This is a genomic window from Pseudomonas sp. NPDC088368 (assembly GCF_044753445.1).
Taxonomy (GTDB): Bacteria; Pseudomonadota; Gammaproteobacteria; order Pseudomonadales; family Pseudomonadaceae; genus Aquipseudomonas; species Aquipseudomonas bambusae.
In genome coordinates this window covers 105,265-124,720 of sequence record NZ_JBIVNG010000008.1, presented here as the reverse complement: position 1 = coordinate 124,720, position 19,456 = coordinate 105,265, and the positions used below count along the sequence as shown (strand labels likewise).

Sequence of the window (19,456 nt, the reverse complement as noted above, 5' to 3'; positions counted from 1 at the left end):
ATAGAAACAACGCGGTTGTCTATAGTGGCCTCGTGCGAGGTGCAGCGAGTGTAATGCAAACTAAATAACAGCAGATAGACCGTTACGTTCTGAGTTTATGACCGGGGATTGATTGACAGTCATTGACACACTCATCAGTCTGTCGAGCATTTTTAAGTTGCTCACGTTAGTTCAGTGTTGCCTGAGCAACAGCACTGTTGAATCAACAACAGTCATTGAACAACCCACTTCCTTATTACTGACCGGATGGTTAATGCCGATGTCTGCCCTTTCGTTGTGGTTGAATAACTTCACGCCTTTGCGCACGGCGCATACACGGGTTTATCTGTCGGGCCAGTCTGTCTCAATGATCGGCATCTGGCTGCAACAGACGGCGATGGCGCTGTTGGTCTATCAGTTGTCCGGCGGACAGGCGTTTGCCCTTGGCGTCAGCGCGTTGTGTTCAAGCGTGCCGATTCTGGCGTTCAGCCTGTTCACCGGCGGCCTCGCCGACCGCTACGACCGGCGCAAACTGCTCATCGGTTGCCATCTGCTGGAGATCGCGCTGACGTTCGCCATCGCCGCGATGATTCAGGCCGAGCACGTGCAATTGGCGCATATCTACGTGTTCGCCTTTCTCATGGGCTGTGTGAACTCCGTGTATTTCCCGACCCAGCAGGCGTTTCTGTTTGACCTGGCGGGGATGGACAACATCCGCAAGCTGATCAGCATCAACTCGATGATTCTTAACGTGTGCCGGACGGTGGGCCCCACGCTGGCGGGGTATCTGGTGGCGCAGGTGGGGATGTCGGCAGCGTTCTGGGCCAACGGTTTGTCGTACTGGGTGGTGATTTTCTCGCTGATCTCGTTGCGCGGCGTGAATCAGGAGCGGCGTCACGGACAGGCGTCCGCTTCGCTGACCGAGGCACTGGCGCACATCCGCGACACACTGACCCTGCGCAACCTTTACATCTGCTGCGCGACGCTGACGATGTTCGGCCTGGGCACCCTGGCCCTGTTGCCCGCCGTGGCCCACGGCGATCCCCGGCGTACAGGCCTGTTGCTGGCAGCGGCGGCGTCCGGGTCGCTGGTGTATGCGTTCTTTCTGTCGCCGGTCATCAGCCATATCAAACGCATGGGGCTGACGTTGTCGCTCACGCTGGTGTGGATGGGCGGCTGGCTGGTCGTCAGCGCATTGGGTCAATGGCTGGCGTTGCAGTTGATCGCGTTGTTCATGTTCGGGTTGGCAACGTCACAGGCGATGGTGACCTGCACCAGCATGGTCCAGATCCTCTCTCCTCCGGCCATGCGCGGACGTCTGATGGGGTTGTTCAGCATCATCGGCTTCGGCCTGCAGCCCGTAGCGACGCTGATTGGCGGGTTTCTCGCGGATCGATGGGGCGTGACCACCACCATCGCCGTCTGGGGGCTGGTGGCCGTGACGCTGGCGGGTGTGTTGTTGGTGCAGCGGCCGTGGCGTGGGTGGGATTTGACGGCGCAATCGTAAAAATGATCAGCAGCCGTCAGCATCAGGGCTGTTATTTCAAGTTGCAGGGCGTGGCAGTGCCGGGGTGGCGTTCTACTGCGCTTACGATCTGCTTCTGCCCACGGCGTGGAGCTGGCTTGCCTGCGATCTGCCCGAGGTCGCGGCCGACCGCAGCGGCAGCAAACCCGGTGCACGCGTTTTGTCCGACGCCACCGAGGTGTCTGATTTCACTGCCGCTGCGCGGCAGATCGTAGGCAAGCCAACTCCCACGGCCTGCGGCCAGAATCAAAAGCGGCGTTTGTGTACATCGATCTGCTTCCGCCGAAAGGCGTAGGGACTGGCTGCGCTTACGATCTGCTTCTGCCCACGGCGTGGAGCTGGCTTGCCTGCGATCTGCCCGAGGTCGCGCCCGACCGCAGCGGCAGCAAAGTCAGCCAGCCCCTTATGTCAGGCACACCGCGTGCACAGGGATGGCTGTCGCTTCGCAACAGATCGCAGGCAAGCCAGCTCCCACGCGCTCGGCAGAAGCGTCAATGTTCGACGCCGCTCGCCTTTCGCGCAGGATGAAGACTCAAACCCGCGACTTACGCCCCGCAAACGGGTGGCTCGGGTCGTTGTAGCCCGGTGTCGACGAATGGCCGGTGATGACCAGGTCGTCGATGAACGCTTCGTCTTCCGCCGTGAACGCATAGTTCAGCGCGGGCACATAGTCGTTCCATTGCTCCTCGGTGCGCGGCCCGGCGATGGCGGACGTGATGAGCCGGTTGTTCAGCACCCAGGCCAAGGCGAACTGGCCCGGCGTGATGCCCCGCGACTGGGCGTGGTCCTTGACCCGTTGCGCCAGGTTCAGCGACTCCGGACGCCATTCGGTTTGTTGCAGGCGCTTGTCGTTGCGGCCTGCGCGGGTGCCTTCGGACGGCGGCTGCGTAGGATCGTACTTCGCGGTCAGTACGCCACGGGCCAGCGGGCTGTAGGACACCACGCCAATCCCGTAATACTCGGCCGCAGGCAAATGCTCGTTTTCAATCTGACGGTTGGCCAGGTTGTACAACGGCTGGCTCGCCGCCGGACGCTCGACCCCCAGCAGATCCGCCGCACGGCTGAACTCGGCGAGTTTCCAGCCCCGGTGGTTCGACAGCCCGTAAGAACGAATCTTGCCCGCACGAATCAGGTCGGACAGCGCCCGCACGGTCTCTTCCACCGGCGTCGTGTGGTCTTCGCGGTGCAGGTAGAACAGGTCGATGTAATCGGTGTTCAGGCGTTTGAGGCTGGCGTCCACCGACTGAATGACGTTGTGACGGGACGCGCCACGGTCGTTCGGGCCAATGGCGCCGGGGTTCGGGTTGACGAACTTGGTCGACAGCACCCACTGCGAGCGACGGTCGGCGATCAGGCGCCCGACCACTTCCTCGGATGCGCCACCGTTGTAGCCGTTGGCCGTGTCGATGAAGTTGATGCCCTGCTCATAGGCCTTGTCGACGATCCGCTTGGCCACGCTGTCGTCGGTCTGGCCGCCGAACATCATGGTGCCCAGGGTGATAGGCGACACCTTGATGCCGTTGCGACCCAGATTGCGGTATTCGATAGCGCTCATGTTTTCTCCCTCAATGGTCTTTCATCGTGTGTGTAGCAAATGCGTGGAAACGTCGCCGCTAGACCGCGAAGCGCGACAGCAGCATGGCCACCGGCAGTTCCTGCCAGGCCGAATCCGCATAGGGCACCGACTCATCGTCCGCCAGCGCGTAACGCGGTACAGGGACGGAGCCAATGAGCTTGCGGGTGTAATCATGGCGGGCGTTTTTCCAGATGCCGTCGTGGGCGCCCTCTTCGACGATCTTGCCGTCGTGCATCACCAGCACCCGGTCGGCCATGTACTTGACCACCGACAGATCATGGGAAATGAACAGGTAGGAAAGCCCGAATTCCTGTTTCAGGTCCGCCAGCAGGTTGAGGATCTGCGCCCGCACCGAGACGTCCAGCGACGACACCGCTTCGTCGAGGATCACCAGCGACGGCCGCAGGATCAGGGCCCGCGCCACGCCGATGCGCTGGCGCTGCCCGCCGGAAAATTCATGGGGATACTTCCACACCGCCGATTGAGGCAGGCCGACACGGTGGATGATCTCGAAGATCTGCTGGCTGCGGCTTTGCGCGCTCTTCACCCCGTGGTTTTTCAGCACGCCGTCGAGGATGCGGTAGACGCTGTGCTTGGGGTTCAGCGAGCCATAGGGGTCCTGAAACACCATTTGCACGAACGGGCGATGGCCACGCAGCTGTTTTTCGTCAAAACCGGCGATATCCGTCCCGTTCAGCAGGATCTCCCCCGAACGGGCCTTGATTAGCCCAAGAATCGTCTTGCTCAGGGTGGACTTCCCACAGCCGGATTCCCCCACCAGCCCCAAGGTTTCGCCGGGCCGAATCTGGAAACTCACATCATCCACCGCCGTGACCGTGCCCTGACTGGTCTTGTACTCGGTGCGCAAATGGCGAACGTCAAGGATCGGTTGTTCGAGGGCACCCGTGCTGGCATCCCGCGCTGTGAAATAGCGGGAATGGCTGTGCAAATCGAACTCGATGACCCCGCTGTTGTGCTTGCGCACGTTGATTTCCGGCAACGACGCGGTGGCGTAATGGGCATCCGTGTCCAGCCGCAACGACGCGCCCAGCAGCCCTTTCGTGTAGGCGTGTTGCGGCGCGGTGAAGATGGCCTCGGTGGTCCCGGACTCGACGATCAGCCCGTCGTACATCACCGCCACCCGGTCCGCCCACTGCCCGACCACGCCCAGGTCGTGGGTGATCAGCAGCAGTCCCATGGCGTATTCCTCGCTCAACTCCTTGAGCAATTGCAGGATGTGCGCCTGCACCGTGACGTCCAGCGCGGTGGTCGGCTCGTCCGCAATCAACAAACGCGGGTTGCAGGCTACGGCAATGGCGATCATCACCCGCTGCCGCTGACCGCCGGACAGGTTGTGCGGGAAATCGTCGAGCCGCGCTTCGGCGTTGGGGATGCGCACTTTTTTCAGCAGTTTCAGGGCTTCGTCGCGGGCGTCCTTGCGCGACAGGCCACGATGGCGCCGCAGCACCTCGCCGATCTGCTCCCCGACGCTCAGCACCGGGTTCAGCGACGTCATGGGGTCCTGAAACACCATGGAAATGTCGTTGCCCCGCAGGCTGCGCATCACCGGGTCGCTGACGGTGGACAGGTTCTGACCGTCGAAATCGACGTTGCCGGTGATCCCGGCACGCCCGCCCAGCAGGCGCATGATCGCCATGGCCGTGGTGGACTTGCCGCACCCGGATTCGCCCACCAGCGCCAGGGTTTCGCCCCGCGCCACCGTGAAGCTCACGCCTTTGACCGCCTGGTATTCGCCGTAATTGACCCGCAGATCGCTCACGCTGAGCAACGGCTGACCCGAGTCGTCGATATTGGCTACAGCGTTCATGCCGTTCTCCCACGCAGTCTTGGATTCAATGCGCTGATCAGGGCGTCACCCACCAGATTCAGGCTAAACACGGTGACCACCAGCACGGCGCCGGGGATCGCGGTCAGGTAAAGCGCGCTGCGCAGCATGTCGCGGCCACTGCCGATCATGCTGCCCCAGCTGATGAGGTTGGGGTCACCGACGCCGAGGAACGACAGCGACGACTCGGTGAGAATCGCCGACGCCACAATCACCGAGGCGGTGATGATGATCGGCGGCAAGGCATTGGGCAGGACTTCACGAAAGATGATCCACCGGGTGCTGTAGCCCACAGTCCGCGCCGCCAGCACGAAATCGGCGTTGAGCAGTGCACGAAATTCCGCACGCACCAGTCGGGCGACGGTGTCCCAGGACATCAGACCAATCACCACGGCGATCACGCCCACCGTGGACTGGGTGATCGAGACCACCACCACGACCAGCAGGAACGACGGCGTGGTCTGGAACAGCTCGATCAGCCAGGTCAGGGCCCGGTCAATACGCCCGCCGAAGTACCCGGCCAGCGCGCCGATCAGGGTGCCGATCACCACGCTGACCAGCGCCGCCGTGATGCCGACCAACAGTGAGACCCGTGCCCCGTGGGCGAGGCCCGCGGCGATGTCGCGCCCGAGGGCATCGGTGCCCAGTGGGAATGCCCAGTCTTCGCCCGGCGCCAACAGCGGTTGACCCGCCATGTCCAGCGGGTCGCCGGGGTACAAGTGCCCCGCTGCCAACGCCACGAGCACGATCAGCAGCAACACGCCGATGCCAACGACGGCGCCCGGTGAGCGCAACAGGGCACGGAGCACGGGCCAGCGGTCGTGGGCGTGAAACTCAGAGGAAGGGTCGTCCGGCTGATCCTCCAGGGTTTTTCCGGTGGCGGCGAAACGCCCGAGCAGCGAACTGCCCAGTTGCTGCCGCCAGGAACTGTCCGGCAGGTTGACCGGCGTGGGCCGTGGACGGCTGATGGGTGCAGAGGTTTCCAGGGTCATGCTCAACGCCCCCCTTTTCGCGGAGATATCCGGGGATCGAGCCGTTTGTGCAGCAGGTCCACCAGCAGGTTGGCGACGATGACGATAAACGACGACAGCAGCAGAATGCCGAGCAACACCTTGTATTCACGGGCCTGCACCGCTTCGAGGGTCAGGCGCCCGATGCCCGGCCAGCCGAACACGGTCTCTGCCACGGCGGCCCCGCCGAGCAAGCCGCCCAAATGCGTCCCGGCCACGGTAGTCAAGGGGAGCAAGGCGTTGCGCAGTACATGGCGCCAGGTGATGTGCCACGCCGTCAGGCCCTTGGCGTGGGCGGTGCGCACGTAATCGTGGGTCAGGACTTCCAGCACCGAGGCGCGGGTCAGCCGGGCATAAATCGCGATGAAGAAGCTGGACAGCGTCAGTGCGGGCAAGATCGCGTACTGCAATTTGTCGACGAATTTATCGACGCCGGTCAGTCCGGCGCCGATGGTCCCGTCGCCGCCACTGGGCAGCCATTCCAGCTTGACCGCGAACAGCACGATGGCCATCAGGCCGATCCAGAAACCGGGCGTCGAATACAGCACGAACGCCAGCGACGACAGCACGCGGTCCGGCCATTTGCCCTGCCACAGCGCCATGATCACCCCGAGGGTGACGCCGACCACCAAGGAAATCGCCAGCGCCAGCCCCATCAGCAACAGGGTGTTGGGCAGGCGTTGGCTGATCACGTCCAGCACCGGAATGCCGTACCGGGGCGAGTCGCCGAGGCTGAGGTGGGCCAGTTGATTCACGTAGTCGCCAAATTGCGCCAGCGAAGATTTGTCGAGGCCGTATTGCTGCCGCAGCAAGGCGCTGGTTTCAGCGGTTGCCGAGCCTGCTTCGGCGGTCAAGGCGTCGACGGCGTCGCCGGGCACCATCTGCAACAGAATGAAGTTGAGGACGATCACGCCAAGGGCGGTCGGCACGGCACGAAACAGTGAACTGCGAAAGCCTGAATGCAGCCGCTGGGTTAAACGCGAGTAGAAAGTTCGGAGCGACATCGAGTTCTCTATAAACAATCGAATTGAGCGAGGACTGTTTCAACGGCGAACACTAATACAGTAATTCGTCGGCGCGAACACCGCATAAAAAGTTCTAAACTTATAAAGCCACGCGGCATGAAGTCTGAATTTAAAGTTATAAGACCGGCACTTGTGTCCGCTGGAATAAGTCCGTTAGTCTCGCGGTTCGATTCTGACGCCCAACAGAATATCGCCTCCCTTACTTCTTAATTAGATCGCCGCGCAGGCCAGATCATGAGTGCGCGCGTTTCTCTCGTCCGCGTCATTGAAGGTGCAGCATGTCGTTGAGCAGAAGAACGTTCATCAAACATTCCACGATTCTGGCGGCCGCTGCCGGGCTGTCCAGTCACGCCTCGGGGCTGTTCGCCGCAACCGACGGCACGCAGACGCTGGTGGTCTCGCAATTCCCCGAGCCCACCGTCCTGACCAACGCGCTGACCACCGACGGCACCATTTATACGGTCACCAGCAAACTGTTCGATGGCCTGCTGTCCTACGACAACCAGCGTCAACCGGTACCGCGACTGGCCACCGACTGGCACGTCAGCGCCGACGGGTTGGTTTACACCTTCAACCTGCGGGCCGGAGTCACCTGGCATGACGGCCAGCCGTTCAGCGCCGATGACGTGGCGTTTTCCCTGCAGAACATCTGGCGCAAATTCAATTCCCGGGGCATCACCACCTTCGCGCCGGTGAGCAAGGTCGAAACGCCGACGCCGTTGCAGGTGGTGATCACCCTCTCCACCCCCGCGCCGTATCTGCTCAGCGCGCTGTCATCCACCGATGCGCAGGTGTTGCCCAAGCACCTGTACGCCACCGGCAATCCGCTGACCAACCCGTACAACATCAAGCCCATCGGCACCGGCCCGTTCAAGTTCGAGCGCTGGGACCGTGGCGTGTCGATCAACCTGGTGAAGAACGAACACTATTGGGACAGCGGCAAGCCGCATCTGGACAGCCTGATTTTCCGCATCATTCCCGACCTCACTGCCGCGTCCGCCGCGCTGGAAACCCAGGCCGTGCAGCTGGCGTCGGTGGCCCTGAGCAACGTCAAGCGCCTGCGCAACGTGCCGCAGTTGCAAGTCAGCGAGATCAGCGCGCCGTATTCGCCGGGGCTGGTGGGTTTCGAGTTCAACCTGGAAAAGCCGGTGTTTCAGGACGTCCGCGTGCGTCAGGCCTTCGCCCATGCGGTGGACCGGGATTTCATCGTCAAGAACATCTACTTCGGTTTTGCCAAGTCGGCGTACAGCGCGATTCCGTCGAGCATGAGCGATTTTTACGACGACACCGTGCCGCGTTACCCCTTCGACCTGGCCAAAGCCGAAGCCCTGCTCGAAGAGGCCGGGTTGAAGAAAGGCGCTGACGGCGTGCGACTGACCGTCTACAACGACCCCAACCCGGCCAATGAAACCCTGCAGATCGCCCATTACCTGCGCAGTAACCTGGCGAAGATCGGCGTCAAGCTGGTGATCCGCTCCCAAGACTTCCCCGAATACGTGAACCGCGTGTACACCCGCCGCGACTTCGACACCACGCTGATCAGCGCCACCGCCGGTCCCGATCCGGTGATGGGCACCCAGCGCTTTTATCAATCGTCGAACTTCAAGCCCGGCATCGCCTTCTCCAACGGCGCGCGTTACGCCAATCCCCGGGTCGATGAATTGCTTGCACAGGGCCAAGGCGAGGTCGATCCCGTTAAGCGCAAAGCGCTGTACGCCGAGTTTCAACAGATCGTGCTCACGGATTTGCCGAAGATTCCGCTGGTGTCGCCGACGGTGGTGGTGGTCACCCAAAAACAGCTCAAGGATTTCTTCAACTCTTCGGAAGCGCTGTACGGCAATTTCGCCGACGCCCGTTATCAGGCGTGATGCAGTCGCCAGATTCACCGACGCCCTTCAGGAACAGGACACCCCTCTCATGACCGACACATCGTTTGCCCGGCACGCCTCGTCGGACCCTTCAGCCTCAGCGCTTAAGGTCACCGCGCCTGCCCGCCCGGCCCATGTCATTCGCGGTGAACGCGAAGCGGTGGAGACGGCTGAACGGCTGGCCGCCGTGTTCCGGTTGAACGCTCAACGCCGTGACGTCGAGCGCCAGTTGCCGTGGCAGGAGCTTGACGATTTCGCCCACAGCGGGCTGTTGGCGATCCGCGTGCCCAAGGCATTTGGCGGTGCCGAGGTGTCGTACCGGACGCTGACCGAAGTGGTGGCGATCATCGGCGAGGCCGACGCCTCCATTGGCCAGTTGATGCTGAGCATTCTCCTGGCGTGCAGCGTGATCGAGGCGGTGGGCCGTCCGGAGCAGCAGGCGTTGTTCTTCGGCAAGATTCTGGAGGGCTATCGCTGGGGCAACGGCCATGCCGAGGGCGGCAGCCTGCCCGCGGGCACCACACGCACGCAGATCACCCGGGAAGGCGATCACTATCGGGTCAACGGGTCCAAGGCGTATTCCACCGGGGCGCTGTTTTCCCAGCTGATTTCCGTGGGCTGCGTGGACGAGAACGGCCAGTCGAAAACCGCCGTGCTGGACCGCTACGCACCGGGCCTGACCATCATTGACGACTGGGACGGCTTCGGCCAGCGCACCACCGCCAGCGGTACGTTGCTGCTCGATAACGTCCGCGTGGAACACAGCCACGTGCTCGACACCGAACAGGGCAAAGTCAGCGCCAACACCTACGGCATTCCCGACCTGTTTCACAGCGCGCTGGACCTGGGCATCGCGAGGGCAGCGTTTCGCGACACGCTGGATTACGTGCGTGAACACGCCCGACCTTATGCGCGCACCGGCGTCACCGCCGTCGCCGAAGACCCGTATGTGCTGGAAATCATCGGCGACCTGCACACGCGGATTCACGCCGGAGAAGCGGTGCTGGAGAAAGCGGCGGCGTTGTTCGACCGGGTGACAGCGGAGCAAGGGCCGGGGCCGTCGATTCAGGTCTCGTCGGCGCTGGCCACCGCGAAAATCCTCACCACCGAAGCGGCCTTGCTGGCCAGCAACAAACTGTTCCAGCTCGGCGGCGCCAGCTCCACCCGCCTCGAATACGGCTACGACCGCCACTGGCGCAACGCCCGCACCCACACCGTCCACGACCCGGTGGCGTGGAAATTCAATTTGATCGGGAAGTTTCAGTTGTTGGGGCGGTGAATAGGGATTTCATCCTGGCCGAAGGTTTGAATACACCCCGGTAGGCTTTTGATTCTGGCCGGCGGGTTGAATGCACCTCGGTCCGGCTTTTGATTCTGGCCGAAGGTTTGAATACACCCCGGTAGGCTTTTGATTCTGGCCGAAGGCCGTGGGAGCGTTGCTTGCTCGCGATCTGCCGGGCACCGGCAGCAAGACCTGCGACCTCGGTGTGTCAGGCACATCGAAGACCTAGGTTTTGCTGCCGGTGCCCGGCAGATCGTAGGCAAGGTGGGACGCCACCCCGGCACTCCCACGCCCTTAGGGCAGAAGCAGCATTGCGGCATCAGCAAAAATTTTGATCCTGATCGGAGGGTTGATGAGACACCCATCAGCTTTTGATTCTGGCGGGAAGCTTCAATACACCCGGTCTTGCTTTTGATTCTGAGCGAACACCGCTTCACCCCAAAAACCCTGCCAGGCCCAACCGGCCAGCGTCGACTCACTCCTGCACACACAGCGAAGAATGCAGAAGCAACACCAGGCACATACCCATGTCTTCACTCCCGTCCAGACGCCATACCCTTGGCGTGGTTCTTTCCGTCGGCGCCGCCAGTCTCGCGCCGTTCGATACCGCCAACGCTGAAACCGAATACGAAAAGGAACGCCTTGAAACCGTGGTCGTGACCGGCTCCAGGGTCGAGACCACGGCCCTCAAGGCCCTCGCTCCCGTGCAGCTGATCAAGGGCGATGCGTTGCGCGCCACCGGGGCCAGTGACCTGCGGCGGGCGCTGTCTCAGGTGGCGCCGTCCTATATCAACATCAACAGCAACGGCGGCGCCCTGTCGAAAAACGTGGGCGGCTCCTCTTTGCGCGGGCTGTCCGGGAATCAGGTGCTGGTGCTGGTCAACGGCAAACGGCGCCACGGCACGTCGATGATCAACAACAGCGGCGGCGCGACCTTGGGTTCGTCGGCGGCAGACCTCGGCCTGATCCCTATTTCGGCCGTGGAACGGGTCGAAGTGCTCACCGATGGCGCAGCGGCGCAATACGGTTCGGACGCGATTGCCGGGGTGATCAACGTCATCCTCAAATCCGCGTCATCCGGGGGCTCGGCGGACGTCTCCTATGGCGAGTACAACCACGAGGTGTCGAAAGTCGGCAACCTCGGCGACGCCGGCGCCACCTACACCGGTGGCCTGAACTCCGGGTTCGCACTGGGTGAAAACGGCGGTTTCGCCAACTTCAGCCTGTCGTACCTGAAAACCGGTGACAGCCACACCGTCGGCCCGTGGAAGCAGCCGAGCCAATCGATCTGGCAGATTTACGCCGCGCCCAACGACCCTCGCGAAGCCACGGCCAATCGCAACGTGCCGGAAAACTACGAGGTGGTGCCGATTCAGGAGAGCACCAGTTTCGCCTACAACCTCGGCCTGCCGCTGAACGACAACCTGGAGTTGTATTCCTTCGCCACCTACGCCCCGCGCACCTCCGAGGCCAAGGGCTCGTTCCGCTCCGAAACCAACGCCACCTCGAACGTCATCACCACACCGGGCGGCTACAGCTCGCGTTTGCAAACCAAGGAAGAAGACCTGCAACTCAACCTGGGCCTCAAGGCCGAGGACATCCTGGGCTGGCGCTGGGACGCGGGCGTGAGCTACGGCCAGAACCGCGCCGACATCAACATTCTCAACACCACCAACCCGTCGTTCGGCGCGCTGCTGCCCTTGCAGAACATGCACGCCGGAGACCTCACCTTCAGCGAGAGCATCTTGTCGCTGAGCGGCCAACGGGCTTTTGACACCGGACTGTTCGCGGCACCGCTGAACGTGACCATCGGCACCGAATACCGCTACGACCAACTGGAACTCGGCCCCGGCGAGTATTACTCCTACGCGGGCGGCGGTTACCGCTACCCCAACGATTACCCGGCGGTGAACCTGCGGGGCAAGCTGGCCGGCGCCGGTTCGGCGTTTCTCACCGGTTTCAGTCCGCAATTTGCCTTCAACGAAGCGCGGCACAACACCGCGTATTACGTCGACCTCGCGCAAAAGCTCACGGACAAATGGGACACCGGGCTGGCGGTGCGTTACGAGGATTACTCGGACTTCGGTTCGGCGGTCGCGGGCAAGTTTTCCAACCGCTACCAGTTCAATGACCAGGTCGCGGTGCGGGGCACTTTGAGCAACGGTTTCCGCGCGCCGTCACTCGCGGAGCAGAACTACCAGAGCGCGACGGTGCAGCCGGTCAACGACCCGATCACCAACACCTCGTACATTTCGTACTACTACGACACCCTGCGCCCGGACTCACCGGCCGCTCAGGCACTGGGTGCGAAGAAGCTCAAGCCGGAGAAATCCACCAACGTCAGTTTCGGTCTGGTCTTCACCCCGACCGATCGGCTGTCGGCGTCGGTGGACGTGTACCAGATCGACATCCGCGACCGCATCTTCCTCACGGGGGCCTTCAACGGGTTCAACAACGCAGCGGTGGCACAAGCGCTGACCAGTGCCGGGCTGACCAGCCAGCAGCAGGTGCGTTACTTCACCAACTTCGGCGACACCCAGACCCGGGGCATCGAGTTCAAGCTCGACTACGACGCCGACTACGAGCGTTACGGCCGGGCCCATTGGGCGTTGTCCTATGCGCGCAACAAGAACGAGGTGAAAAGCGTCGACGACCCTGCCGTGCTGAGTAACGCCGGACTGAGCCTGCTGGACCGCGAGCGCATCACCCTGCTCGAAGAAGCATTGCCGCAGAACATCGTGCGGGCGGCGCTGGACTGGCAACTGGGCAAGGTTCAGGTGCAATTGACCGAGCACTACTACTCGAAGACCCGCGCCGTGAACAACGTCCTGAACCGGTCGCAAGACTCGACCACCAGCGATTCGTTCATCACCGATGCCGCCATCAGCTACCTGGTGACCGACAACATCAAGGCCACGCTCGGCGCCAACAACCTGTTCAACAAACGCCCCCCGAACCAGCCCGACACCCTCGCCTCCACCATCAACCACGAAGACCCGTACGCCAACCGCAACACGCCGTACGGGATCGGCGGCGGGTTCTACTACGCGCGGGTGAGTTATGACTGGTAGGGGATCGCCGGATACCAAAATTGTGGCGCAGGTTTTGATTCCGGCTGCTGGCCTTCATGGCGCCTCGGTCGGCTTTTGATTCTGGCCGGGAGCTCCAATACACCCCGGCCGGCTTTTGATTCTGGCCGGAGGTTTGAATACACCCCGGTCAGGCTTCTGATTCTGGCCGGAGGCCGTGGGAGCCGGCTTGCCTGCGATCTGGCGCGAAGCGACAGCAAACCTGTGCACGCGGTGTGCCTGACACAACGAGCTGTGCGCCCTTGCTGCCGCTTCGCGCCAGATCGTAGGCAAGGTGGAACGCCACCCCGGCACTCCCACGCCTTCGGCAGAAACAGGATTGCGGCATCAGCAAAAATTTTGATCCTGATTCGAAGGTTGATGAGACACCCATCAGCTCTTGATTCTGGCCGGAGGTTTGAATACACCCCGGTCGGCTTTTGATTCTGGCCGGGAGCTTCAATACACCCCGGTCAGGCTTTTGATTCGGGCCGGGAGCTTCAATACACCCCGGTCAGGCTTTTGATTCTGGCCGGGAGCTTCAATACACCCCGGTCAGGCTTTTGATTCTGGCCGGAGGCCGTGGGAGCGCTGCTTGCTCGCGATCTGTTGCGAAGCGACAGCAAACCCTGTGCACGCGGTGTGCCTGACACAACGAGCTGTGCGCCCTTGCTGCCGCTTCGCGCCAGATCGTAGGCAAGGTGGGACGCCACCCCGGCACTCCTACACCTTCGGCAGAAGCAGGCATGTACTCACCTACTAATCAACCGAGAAAAAAGGAACATCCACATGGTCACCCGCCGCACCTTCCTCGGCTATTCCCTGGCCTCCACCGCCGCCTATGGCCTGCTCGGCCAGCGCTTCGCCTTCGGCAACAGCCCCGGCGGCACGCTGATCATTGCGCAAAACCCTGAGCCGACCTTACTCACGACCGGCCTGACCACCGCACCGGCCACGCAGCTCATCTCGCCGAAGATTTTCGACGGCCTGCTGTACCTCAGCCCCGACAACGGTCCGCAACCGCAACTCGCCGAAAGCTGGACATTCAGCCCGGATGGCTTGCAGGTCACGTTCAAGTTGCGCCCCGGTGTGCTGTGGCATGACGGCAAGCCATTCACGTCGGAAGACGTCGCGTTTTCCGTGCTGCAGGTCTGGAAGAAATACAGTTCCCGAGGCCGCTCGGCGTTCCCCAACGTGCAAAGCGTGGACAGCCCCGATCCGCTGACCTCGGTCTGGCACCTGTCGAAACCCACGCCTTATCTGCTCAGCGCCTTGAACGCCCGCGACTCGCAAGTGTTGCCCCGCCACCTCTATGAAGGCACCGACATCCTCAACAACCCGGCCAACACCGCGCCGATCGGCACCGGTCCGTTCAAGTTCAAGGAATGGGTGCGCGGCAACTACCTGACCCTTGAACGCAACCCCGCGTACTGGCAGTCCGGCAAGCCGCTGCTGGATCAGGTGGTCTATCGCTTCATGGCCGACCCGTCCTCGGTGTCGGCAGCGCTGGAAACCGGCGCGGTGCACGTGGCCTATGCCGACACCCTGTCGAACAGCGAAATCAAGCGCCTGAAAACCAACCCTGCCCTGACCATCGTTGATCGCCTGAACACGTATGGCGGCACCGGCATCATGGCCCTGGAGTTCAACCTGCAACGGCCGGAATTCCAGGACCTGCGGGTGCGTCAGGCCTTCGCCCACGCCATCGATAAGGAATTCATCCTCAAGAACATCCTGCTGGGCCAGGGCACCACCGCCGACTCGCCGATCCCGAAAAACTTCCCGCAGTTCTACAGCGCCGACGTGCCGCAGTACCCCTTCGACCTGAAGCGCGCCGAGGCCTTGCTCGAAGCCGCAGGTTTGAAGAAAGACAAAGACGGGGTGCGCCTGCGCATCAAGAACGACCCGAGCCCGTCCGCCGTGTATCAGCAGACGGCCAACTTCCTGCGCAGCACCTTCGCGAAAATCGGCGTGAAGCTGGAGATTCGCAATCAGGATTACGCCCAGTTCATCGATCGGGTGTATGGCCGATACGACTTCGACACCAACCTGTCCCCCGCGTCCACGGCCCCGGACCCGGCCATCGGCCTGCAACGGTTCTACTGGTCGAAGAACATTCAGTCCGGGGTGGCCTATTCCAACGCGACCCACTACGTGAACGCCGAAGTCGATGGCCTGCTGGAACAGGCCCAAGTGGACAACGACCCGACGCATCGCTGGGACTTGTACCACCAGGTGCAGAACAAGGTGCTGGAAGACTTGCCGAGGATTCCGATCATCTCCACCGAGGACGCCTTGCTCGCCCGCAGCAACGTGCAGAACCTTACCGATTCGACGGGTGGCGGGTTCATTGGCAATCTGTCCGAGGTGCGCCTGGGCTAGCGCGTGGGTTCAGCGCGGCACCAGTAGCCGCAGGGCATGGGCCTTGACCAGCAGCTCCAGCAATTGCCGCAGATCGCCCGGCGTGATCTTCGGCAACTGTTCGCTCAGTTGGCGCAGATTGAAGGCAGTTGGGCGTTGATTGATCCAAGCCAATACGGGGAGCAGCGCGACGGGGATTTCGGTGTCGAGGGTCACCCGTTCACGCCAGTCCTGATCCAGCGCCCGGACTTCAATGCGCGCTCTGTTCGATGCCGTGGTTTGCCATGAGATGCGCGAACTCGGGACATTCAACAGCTCGCTGTTCTCCACTGAAGGGCCTGCGTTCCAGCTGAGGATCGGGGTTTCGGCGCCCTCGCTGAGACGCTGGGCCAATTCGGCCAGCAGCGGCTTCAGTGCCGATTCATGGGCGGCCCGGTCACCGTAAACCGGAGCACGCCAGCGCGAGTCGCCCAGCAGCCACGGTTTAAGCCAGCCCAACAGTGCGTCGGCCAGCACCGGCGGGCGAATGACGATGCTCAGGGACAGCGACGGCTCCCGGGCTTCGGTTCTGTGCCAGGTGCCTCGCGGCAGGTACAGCACCGAGCCGGGGGCCATGTCGTGGGTGACGAACGCAGCGTCGTCGGGGGCTGGGAAACCTTCACGCGCCTGTTCGTAGAGGTTTTCCACGGCCACCATGTCCGGCCCGAATTGCGCGCCGTAAGGGTGTTCGATCTGGGTCATTGGCGCGACGTGAAAGGTCTTGTGGCCGAGCAACTGGATGGAGATCACCTCCTCCGCGTCGTAATGGCAAGACACGCCATCGTCGCCCGGTGAAGCGAACGCACTCAAGCGAGCGCTGCCGGGTGTGACGCCGAGTTCATTTTCAAGTTGACGCAGGAACGCGGCCGAACCTGGAACGCTGCCCGCCACGTCTTGAAAAAACACCGTCAGGCCCAGTTGCAGCAGGCTGCCGGCGTTGGCGTGGCTGTCGAAGGTTTTGGGCGAACGTAATCCGCGCCCGAATGACAGGCGCCCCCGGTAGCGGCCGGCCAGTTGTTCGACGTCGCGCAGGAAGGGTTGTTGGAATAGCTCGGGCAACCGCTGGAGATCACCATGACCGACTCGCACGGTGGAGGGGAAGCTGCGTCCATCGAAGTTCGCGGCTATCTCCCCGAACAGTTGGTCCAGCAAGCGGCGCTCAGCCATGACGGGCGACAGCAGCACGAACCAGCGGAATGACATCGCGTCCGAAAATCAAGGTATCCGGTACGGGGTCGAATCCCCGGATCAGGAATTTGCTGACGCCGATCTTGTGGTATTCCAACAGCGCGTCGGCGACCTGCTGTGGCGTCCCGACCAGCGCCGTGGAATTGCCATGGGCACCGGTCACGGCGGCAAATTCGGTCCACAGCCGCTGATCCAGTACCGCGCCTTGCGCCGCTGCATCGCGTAAACGTTGCGAACCGACGTTCTGGTGCAGGACCGGAGCGGCCGGATACTTGGCTTTGGCAGCGGCCAGCAACTCGCGACTGCGGGCCCACGCGGCCTCTTCGGTGTCGGCGACCAGCGGCCGGAACGCCAGCAGAAACTGGATCTGATCCTCACGGCCATAACGGGCCGCAGCCTTGCGCACGTTGGCGATGGTTTCGGCGGTCTGGGCCAAGGATTCGCCCCACAGCGCGTAGACCTCGGCGTGCTGGCCAGCGACGTCGAACGCGGCCTGGGACGAGCCGCCGAAGAAGATCGGCACCCCGCTGTCGCGCCAGGGTTTGACGGTCGACAGCGCGCCCTTGACCCGGTAATAGTCGCCCTGGTGGTCGAACGGCTGGTCGCTGTGCCAGACCTTTTTCACCACGCTCAGGTATTCGGCGGTGCGGGCGTAGCGTTCATCATGAGCAAGGAAATCACCGTCCCGCTGTTGATCGACGTCCGTGCCCCCGCTGATGACGTGCACGGCGAGACGGCCTTCGCTGAACTGATCCAGCGTTGCCAGTTGCCGTGCAGCCACCGTGGGCGCGACGAAACCGGGGCGGTGGGCCAGCATCACGCCCAACCGTTGGGTGTTGTGCAGCACGTAGGCGGCGATCTGGTTGTTGTCCGGCCAGGTGGCAAAACTGCCGATCAACAGACGGTCAAACCCGTTGGCCTCGGCGGTGTGGGCCATGTGTTTGATGTACGCCTTGTCGATGACCGGACCACTGGCCTCGATCACCTCCGCACCGCTGCGGCTGCTGGTATGCCCGATGAATTCGAGGCTCATGGTGTGCTCCTGATAATAGAAATGTGGCGTCTGTACGGGCCTCTTCGCGAATGAATTCGCTCCCACAGTGGGATCGAGGTTTGACGCATCAACCGGTGCGCCGCTGCACCCATGGGATCGAGTCTTGACGCTTGAATCGGCACGCTATCGAACCTGTGGGAGAAATGTGGCGTCTGTGCGGGCCTCTTCGCGAATGAATTCGCTCCTACAGGGGGATCGAGGTTTGACGCATCAACCGGTGCGCCGCTGCACCCATGGGATCGAGTCTTGACGCTTGAATCGGCACGCTATCGAACCTGTGGGAGCGAATTCATTCGCGAAGAGGCCAGTACAAGCACCACACCTCCAGTGGCCGAACCATTTTTCGCGAATGAATCGCTCCTACAGGGATCGAGGTTTGATCCGTCAATTAACGCGCCGTCAAAACCCGAAGCAGCCCGCGTTACACCCGCAACCCCGCCTCTTTCAACAACGGCAAAATCCGCTCGCCAAAGTGTTTTAGGTCCACGGCAAAGTCGTGGAAGTTCAGCTGCACGCCATCGATTCCCGCCGCTTTCAATGCCACCAATTGCTCGACCACCTGCTCCGGTGTGCCGACGATTTCGATGTTGCCGCCCAGCCCCAGGCCGGTGTTGCGAGAGCCGTCTGCACGACCGCGCCAGGCGTGGGCGTCGCTGGCGTAGGCTTTGTGGTTGCCGAACGCGCCGGGGACTTTGTTGCCGACGATGCCTTCCAGGTAGTCGCGGGTTTCTGCCTCGGTGTCACGGCTGACGATGATCGGGTTGATGATGGTCCTGACCTCACGCCCGAACTGCCGCGCACGGGCCTTGATCTTCTGCACATGGGCCGGGATGTCTTCCAGGGTTTCGCGAATGCCGGAGCCCGACGAATTGGTGATGAAAATCAGGTCCGACTGACTCGTCGCAAAATCGATCCCCGCCTCCGACCCCGTGGCTGTCACCAGCACCGGGCGCCCGTACAGCGGCTTCGGCGTGATGTAACCGTCCTTGATCTTCCAGCCGTGCGCGCCTTCGTAAGTGAAATTTTCGGTGCTGCTCCACAGCGTGTTCAGCACGTCGAACAGCTCACCCGCCAGTTGATAACGCTGGTCGTGCTCGATCTGTCGGCGGCCGAACATTTCATGCTCCACCGGACGGTGCCCAGTGACGATGTTGATGCCCCAGCGGCCCTTCGCGATGTGGTCCAGGGTCGCGCCGTATTTGGCGATGTGCAGCGGGTGCAACGGGCCGTACAACACGTGAATGGTCGAGACCAACAGGATGCTTTTGGTCACCGCCGCCATCGCACCGAGGGCAATGAACGAGTCCAGCGACGCCTCGCCGTCATACCCGCCTTTCGGCAACCACTGGGTCCGACTGAACGCCAGCTCGAAGCCCAGCGCTTCGGCCTGCTGGACGATTTGCGTGTTGTAGTCGAACGTCCAGGTGTTGGACGTCGGATGATTGGTCAGGCGAATGTCCTGCATGTTGAGGAACACGCCCAGCAGCAGTGGTTGTTTGAGCGCCTGGCTGAGGGGGCTGTCGGGGTAATCGGTCGGCGCGGGAAAGGCCGAGCGTTCGAATGTCGGGTTGTGCTGTGCTTGAGCCATTTCGGTTTCCTTTTTCCAGGTGATTGAAAGGCCGGGCCACGGGACCG

12 protein-coding genes are annotated in these 19,456 nt (G+C 62.2%); 5 read left to right on the top strand and 7 right to left on the bottom strand.

The window, feature by feature from the left end; translation table 11 throughout:
- Positions 1–259 precede the first annotated feature (259 nt).
- Positions 260–1,486 carry an MFS transporter gene (locus tag ACIQAL_RS18660; RefSeq protein WP_401148110.1) on the top strand — a complete coding sequence of 409 codons (1,227 nt, stop codon included), beginning with the start codon at positions 260–262 and terminating at the stop codon, positions 1,484–1,486.
- A 550-nt stretch (positions 1,487–2,036) separates the two neighbouring features.
- Here the strand turns inward: ACIQAL_RS18660 and ACIQAL_RS18655 are convergent.
- The 4 genes from ACIQAL_RS18655 to ACIQAL_RS18640 are packed head-to-tail and all read right to left on the bottom strand — an operon-like array spanning position 2,037 to position 6,940.
- Positions 2,037–3,059 carry an aldo/keto reductase gene (locus ACIQAL_RS18655; RefSeq protein ID WP_401148108.1) on the bottom strand — a complete coding sequence of 341 codons (1,023 nt, stop codon included), beginning with the start codon at positions 3,057–3,059 and terminating at the stop codon, positions 2,037–2,039.
- Positions 3,060–3,117: 58 nt separating this feature from the next.
- On the bottom strand, positions 3,118–4,908 hold the full coding sequence (locus ACIQAL_RS18650; protein WP_401148106.1) for an ABC transporter ATP-binding protein: 1,791 nt from the start codon (positions 4,906–4,908) through the stop codon (positions 3,118–3,120).
- Positions 4,905–5,918, bottom strand: a complete 1,014-nt coding sequence (locus ACIQAL_RS18645) for an ABC transporter permease (RefSeq protein ID WP_401148102.1) — start codon at positions 5,916–5,918, stop codon at positions 4,905–4,907. The genes ACIQAL_RS18650 and ACIQAL_RS18645 overlap by 4 nt, the downstream gene beginning before the upstream one ends.
- 2 nt (positions 5,919–5,920) lie before the next feature.
- Positions 5,921–6,940 carry an ABC transporter permease gene (locus ACIQAL_RS18640; RefSeq protein ID WP_401148099.1) on the bottom strand — a complete coding sequence of 340 codons (1,020 nt, stop codon included), beginning with the start codon at positions 6,938–6,940 and terminating at the stop codon, positions 5,921–5,923.
- A 299-nt stretch (positions 6,941–7,239) separates the two neighbouring features.
- Here ACIQAL_RS18640 and ACIQAL_RS18635 point away from each other — a divergent pair, with 299 nt between their 5' ends.
- The 4 genes from ACIQAL_RS18635 to ACIQAL_RS18620 all read left to right on the top strand — a co-directional run bounded on the left by ACIQAL_RS18635 (position 7,240) and on the right by ACIQAL_RS18620 (position 15,561).
- On the top strand, positions 7,240–8,829 hold the full coding sequence (locus tag ACIQAL_RS18635; RefSeq protein WP_401148097.1) for an ABC transporter substrate-binding protein: 1,590 nt from the start codon (positions 7,240–7,242) through the stop codon (positions 8,827–8,829).
- A gap of 49 nt (positions 8,830–8,878) precedes the next feature.
- Positions 8,879–10,108 carry an SfnB family sulfur acquisition oxidoreductase gene (locus ACIQAL_RS18630; protein WP_401148094.1) on the top strand — a complete coding sequence of 410 codons (1,230 nt, stop codon included), beginning with the start codon at positions 8,879–8,881 and terminating at the stop codon, positions 10,106–10,108.
- Between the two features lie 530 nt (positions 10,109–10,638).
- Positions 10,639–13,182, top strand: coding sequence for a TonB-dependent receptor plug domain-containing protein (locus tag ACIQAL_RS18625; protein ID WP_401148092.1), 2,544 nt, complete (start codon positions 10,639–10,641; stop codon positions 13,180–13,182).
- Between the two features lie 786 nt (positions 13,183–13,968).
- Entirely contained in the window at positions 13,969–15,561 is a 1,593-nt protein-coding gene (locus ACIQAL_RS18620) for an ABC transporter substrate-binding protein (RefSeq protein ID WP_401148090.1), read from the top strand.
- A 9-nt stretch (positions 15,562–15,570) separates the two neighbouring features.
- On the opposite strand, the gene ACIQAL_RS18615 is transcribed toward ACIQAL_RS18620, so the two are convergent.
- The 3 genes from ACIQAL_RS18615 to ACIQAL_RS18605 form a co-directional block, all read right to left on the bottom strand.
- Complete coding sequence (locus tag ACIQAL_RS18615) at positions 15,571–16,782, bottom strand: JmjC domain-containing protein (protein WP_401148088.1); 1,212 nt, start codon at positions 16,780–16,782, stop codon at positions 15,571–15,573.
- The gene (locus tag ACIQAL_RS18610) at positions 16,739–17,800 is read right to left on the bottom strand and encodes an LLM class flavin-dependent oxidoreductase (protein ID WP_401148086.1); all 1,062 of its coding nucleotides are present in this window, start codon (positions 17,798–17,800) and stop codon (positions 16,739–16,741) included. Before ACIQAL_RS18610 ends, ACIQAL_RS18615 begins: the two co-directional genes overlap by 44 nt.
- A gap of 442 nt (positions 17,801–18,242) precedes the next feature.
- The gene (locus ACIQAL_RS18605; RefSeq protein ID WP_401148083.1) at positions 18,243–19,409 is read right to left on the bottom strand and encodes an LLM class flavin-dependent oxidoreductase; all 1,167 of its coding nucleotides are present in this window, start codon (positions 19,407–19,409) and stop codon (positions 18,243–18,245) included.
- Between the last annotated feature and the right edge of the window lie 47 nt (positions 19,410–19,456).

Excerpts from the sequence above, each read along its gene's own strand:
- ACIQAL_RS18605 (WP_401148083.1), bottom strand. The coding sequence starts at position 19,409 with ATGGCTCAAGCACAGCACAACCCGACATTCGAACGCTCGGCCTTTCCC.
- ACIQAL_RS18635 (WP_401148097.1), top strand. The coding sequence starts at position 7,240 with ATGTCGTTGAGCAGAAGAACGTTCATCAAACATTCCACGATTCTGGCG.
- ACIQAL_RS18620 (WP_401148090.1), top strand. The coding sequence starts at position 13,969 with ATGGTCACCCGCCGCACCTTCCTCGGCTATTCCCTGGCCTCCACCGCC.
- ACIQAL_RS18660 (WP_401148110.1), top strand. The coding sequence starts at position 260 with ATGTCTGCCCTTTCGTTGTGGTTGAATAACTTCACGCCTTTGCGCACG.
- ACIQAL_RS18610 (WP_401148086.1), bottom strand. The coding sequence starts at position 17,800 with ATGAGCCTCGAATTCATCGGGCATACCAGCAGCCGCAGCGGTGCGGAG.
- ACIQAL_RS18625 (WP_401148092.1), top strand. The coding sequence starts at position 10,639 with ATGTCTTCACTCCCGTCCAGACGCCATACCCTTGGCGTGGTTCTTTCC.
- ACIQAL_RS18645 (WP_401148102.1), bottom strand. The coding sequence starts at position 5,918 with ATGACCCTGGAAACCTCTGCACCCATCAGCCGTCCACGGCCCACGCCG.
- ACIQAL_RS18615 (WP_401148088.1), bottom strand. The coding sequence starts at position 16,782 with ATGTCATTCCGCTGGTTCGTGCTGCTGTCGCCCGTCATGGCTGAGCGC.
- ACIQAL_RS18640 (WP_401148099.1), bottom strand. The coding sequence starts at position 6,940 with ATGTCGCTCCGAACTTTCTACTCGCGTTTAACCCAGCGGCTGCATTCA.
- ACIQAL_RS18655 (WP_401148108.1), bottom strand. The coding sequence starts at position 3,059 with ATGAGCGCTATCGAATACCGCAATCTGGGTCGCAACGGCATCAAGGTG.
- ACIQAL_RS18650 (WP_401148106.1), bottom strand. The coding sequence starts at position 4,908 with ATGAACGCTGTAGCCAATATCGACGACTCGGGTCAGCCGTTGCTCAGC.
- ACIQAL_RS18630 (WP_401148094.1), top strand. The coding sequence starts at position 8,879 with ATGACCGACACATCGTTTGCCCGGCACGCCTCGTCGGACCCTTCAGCC.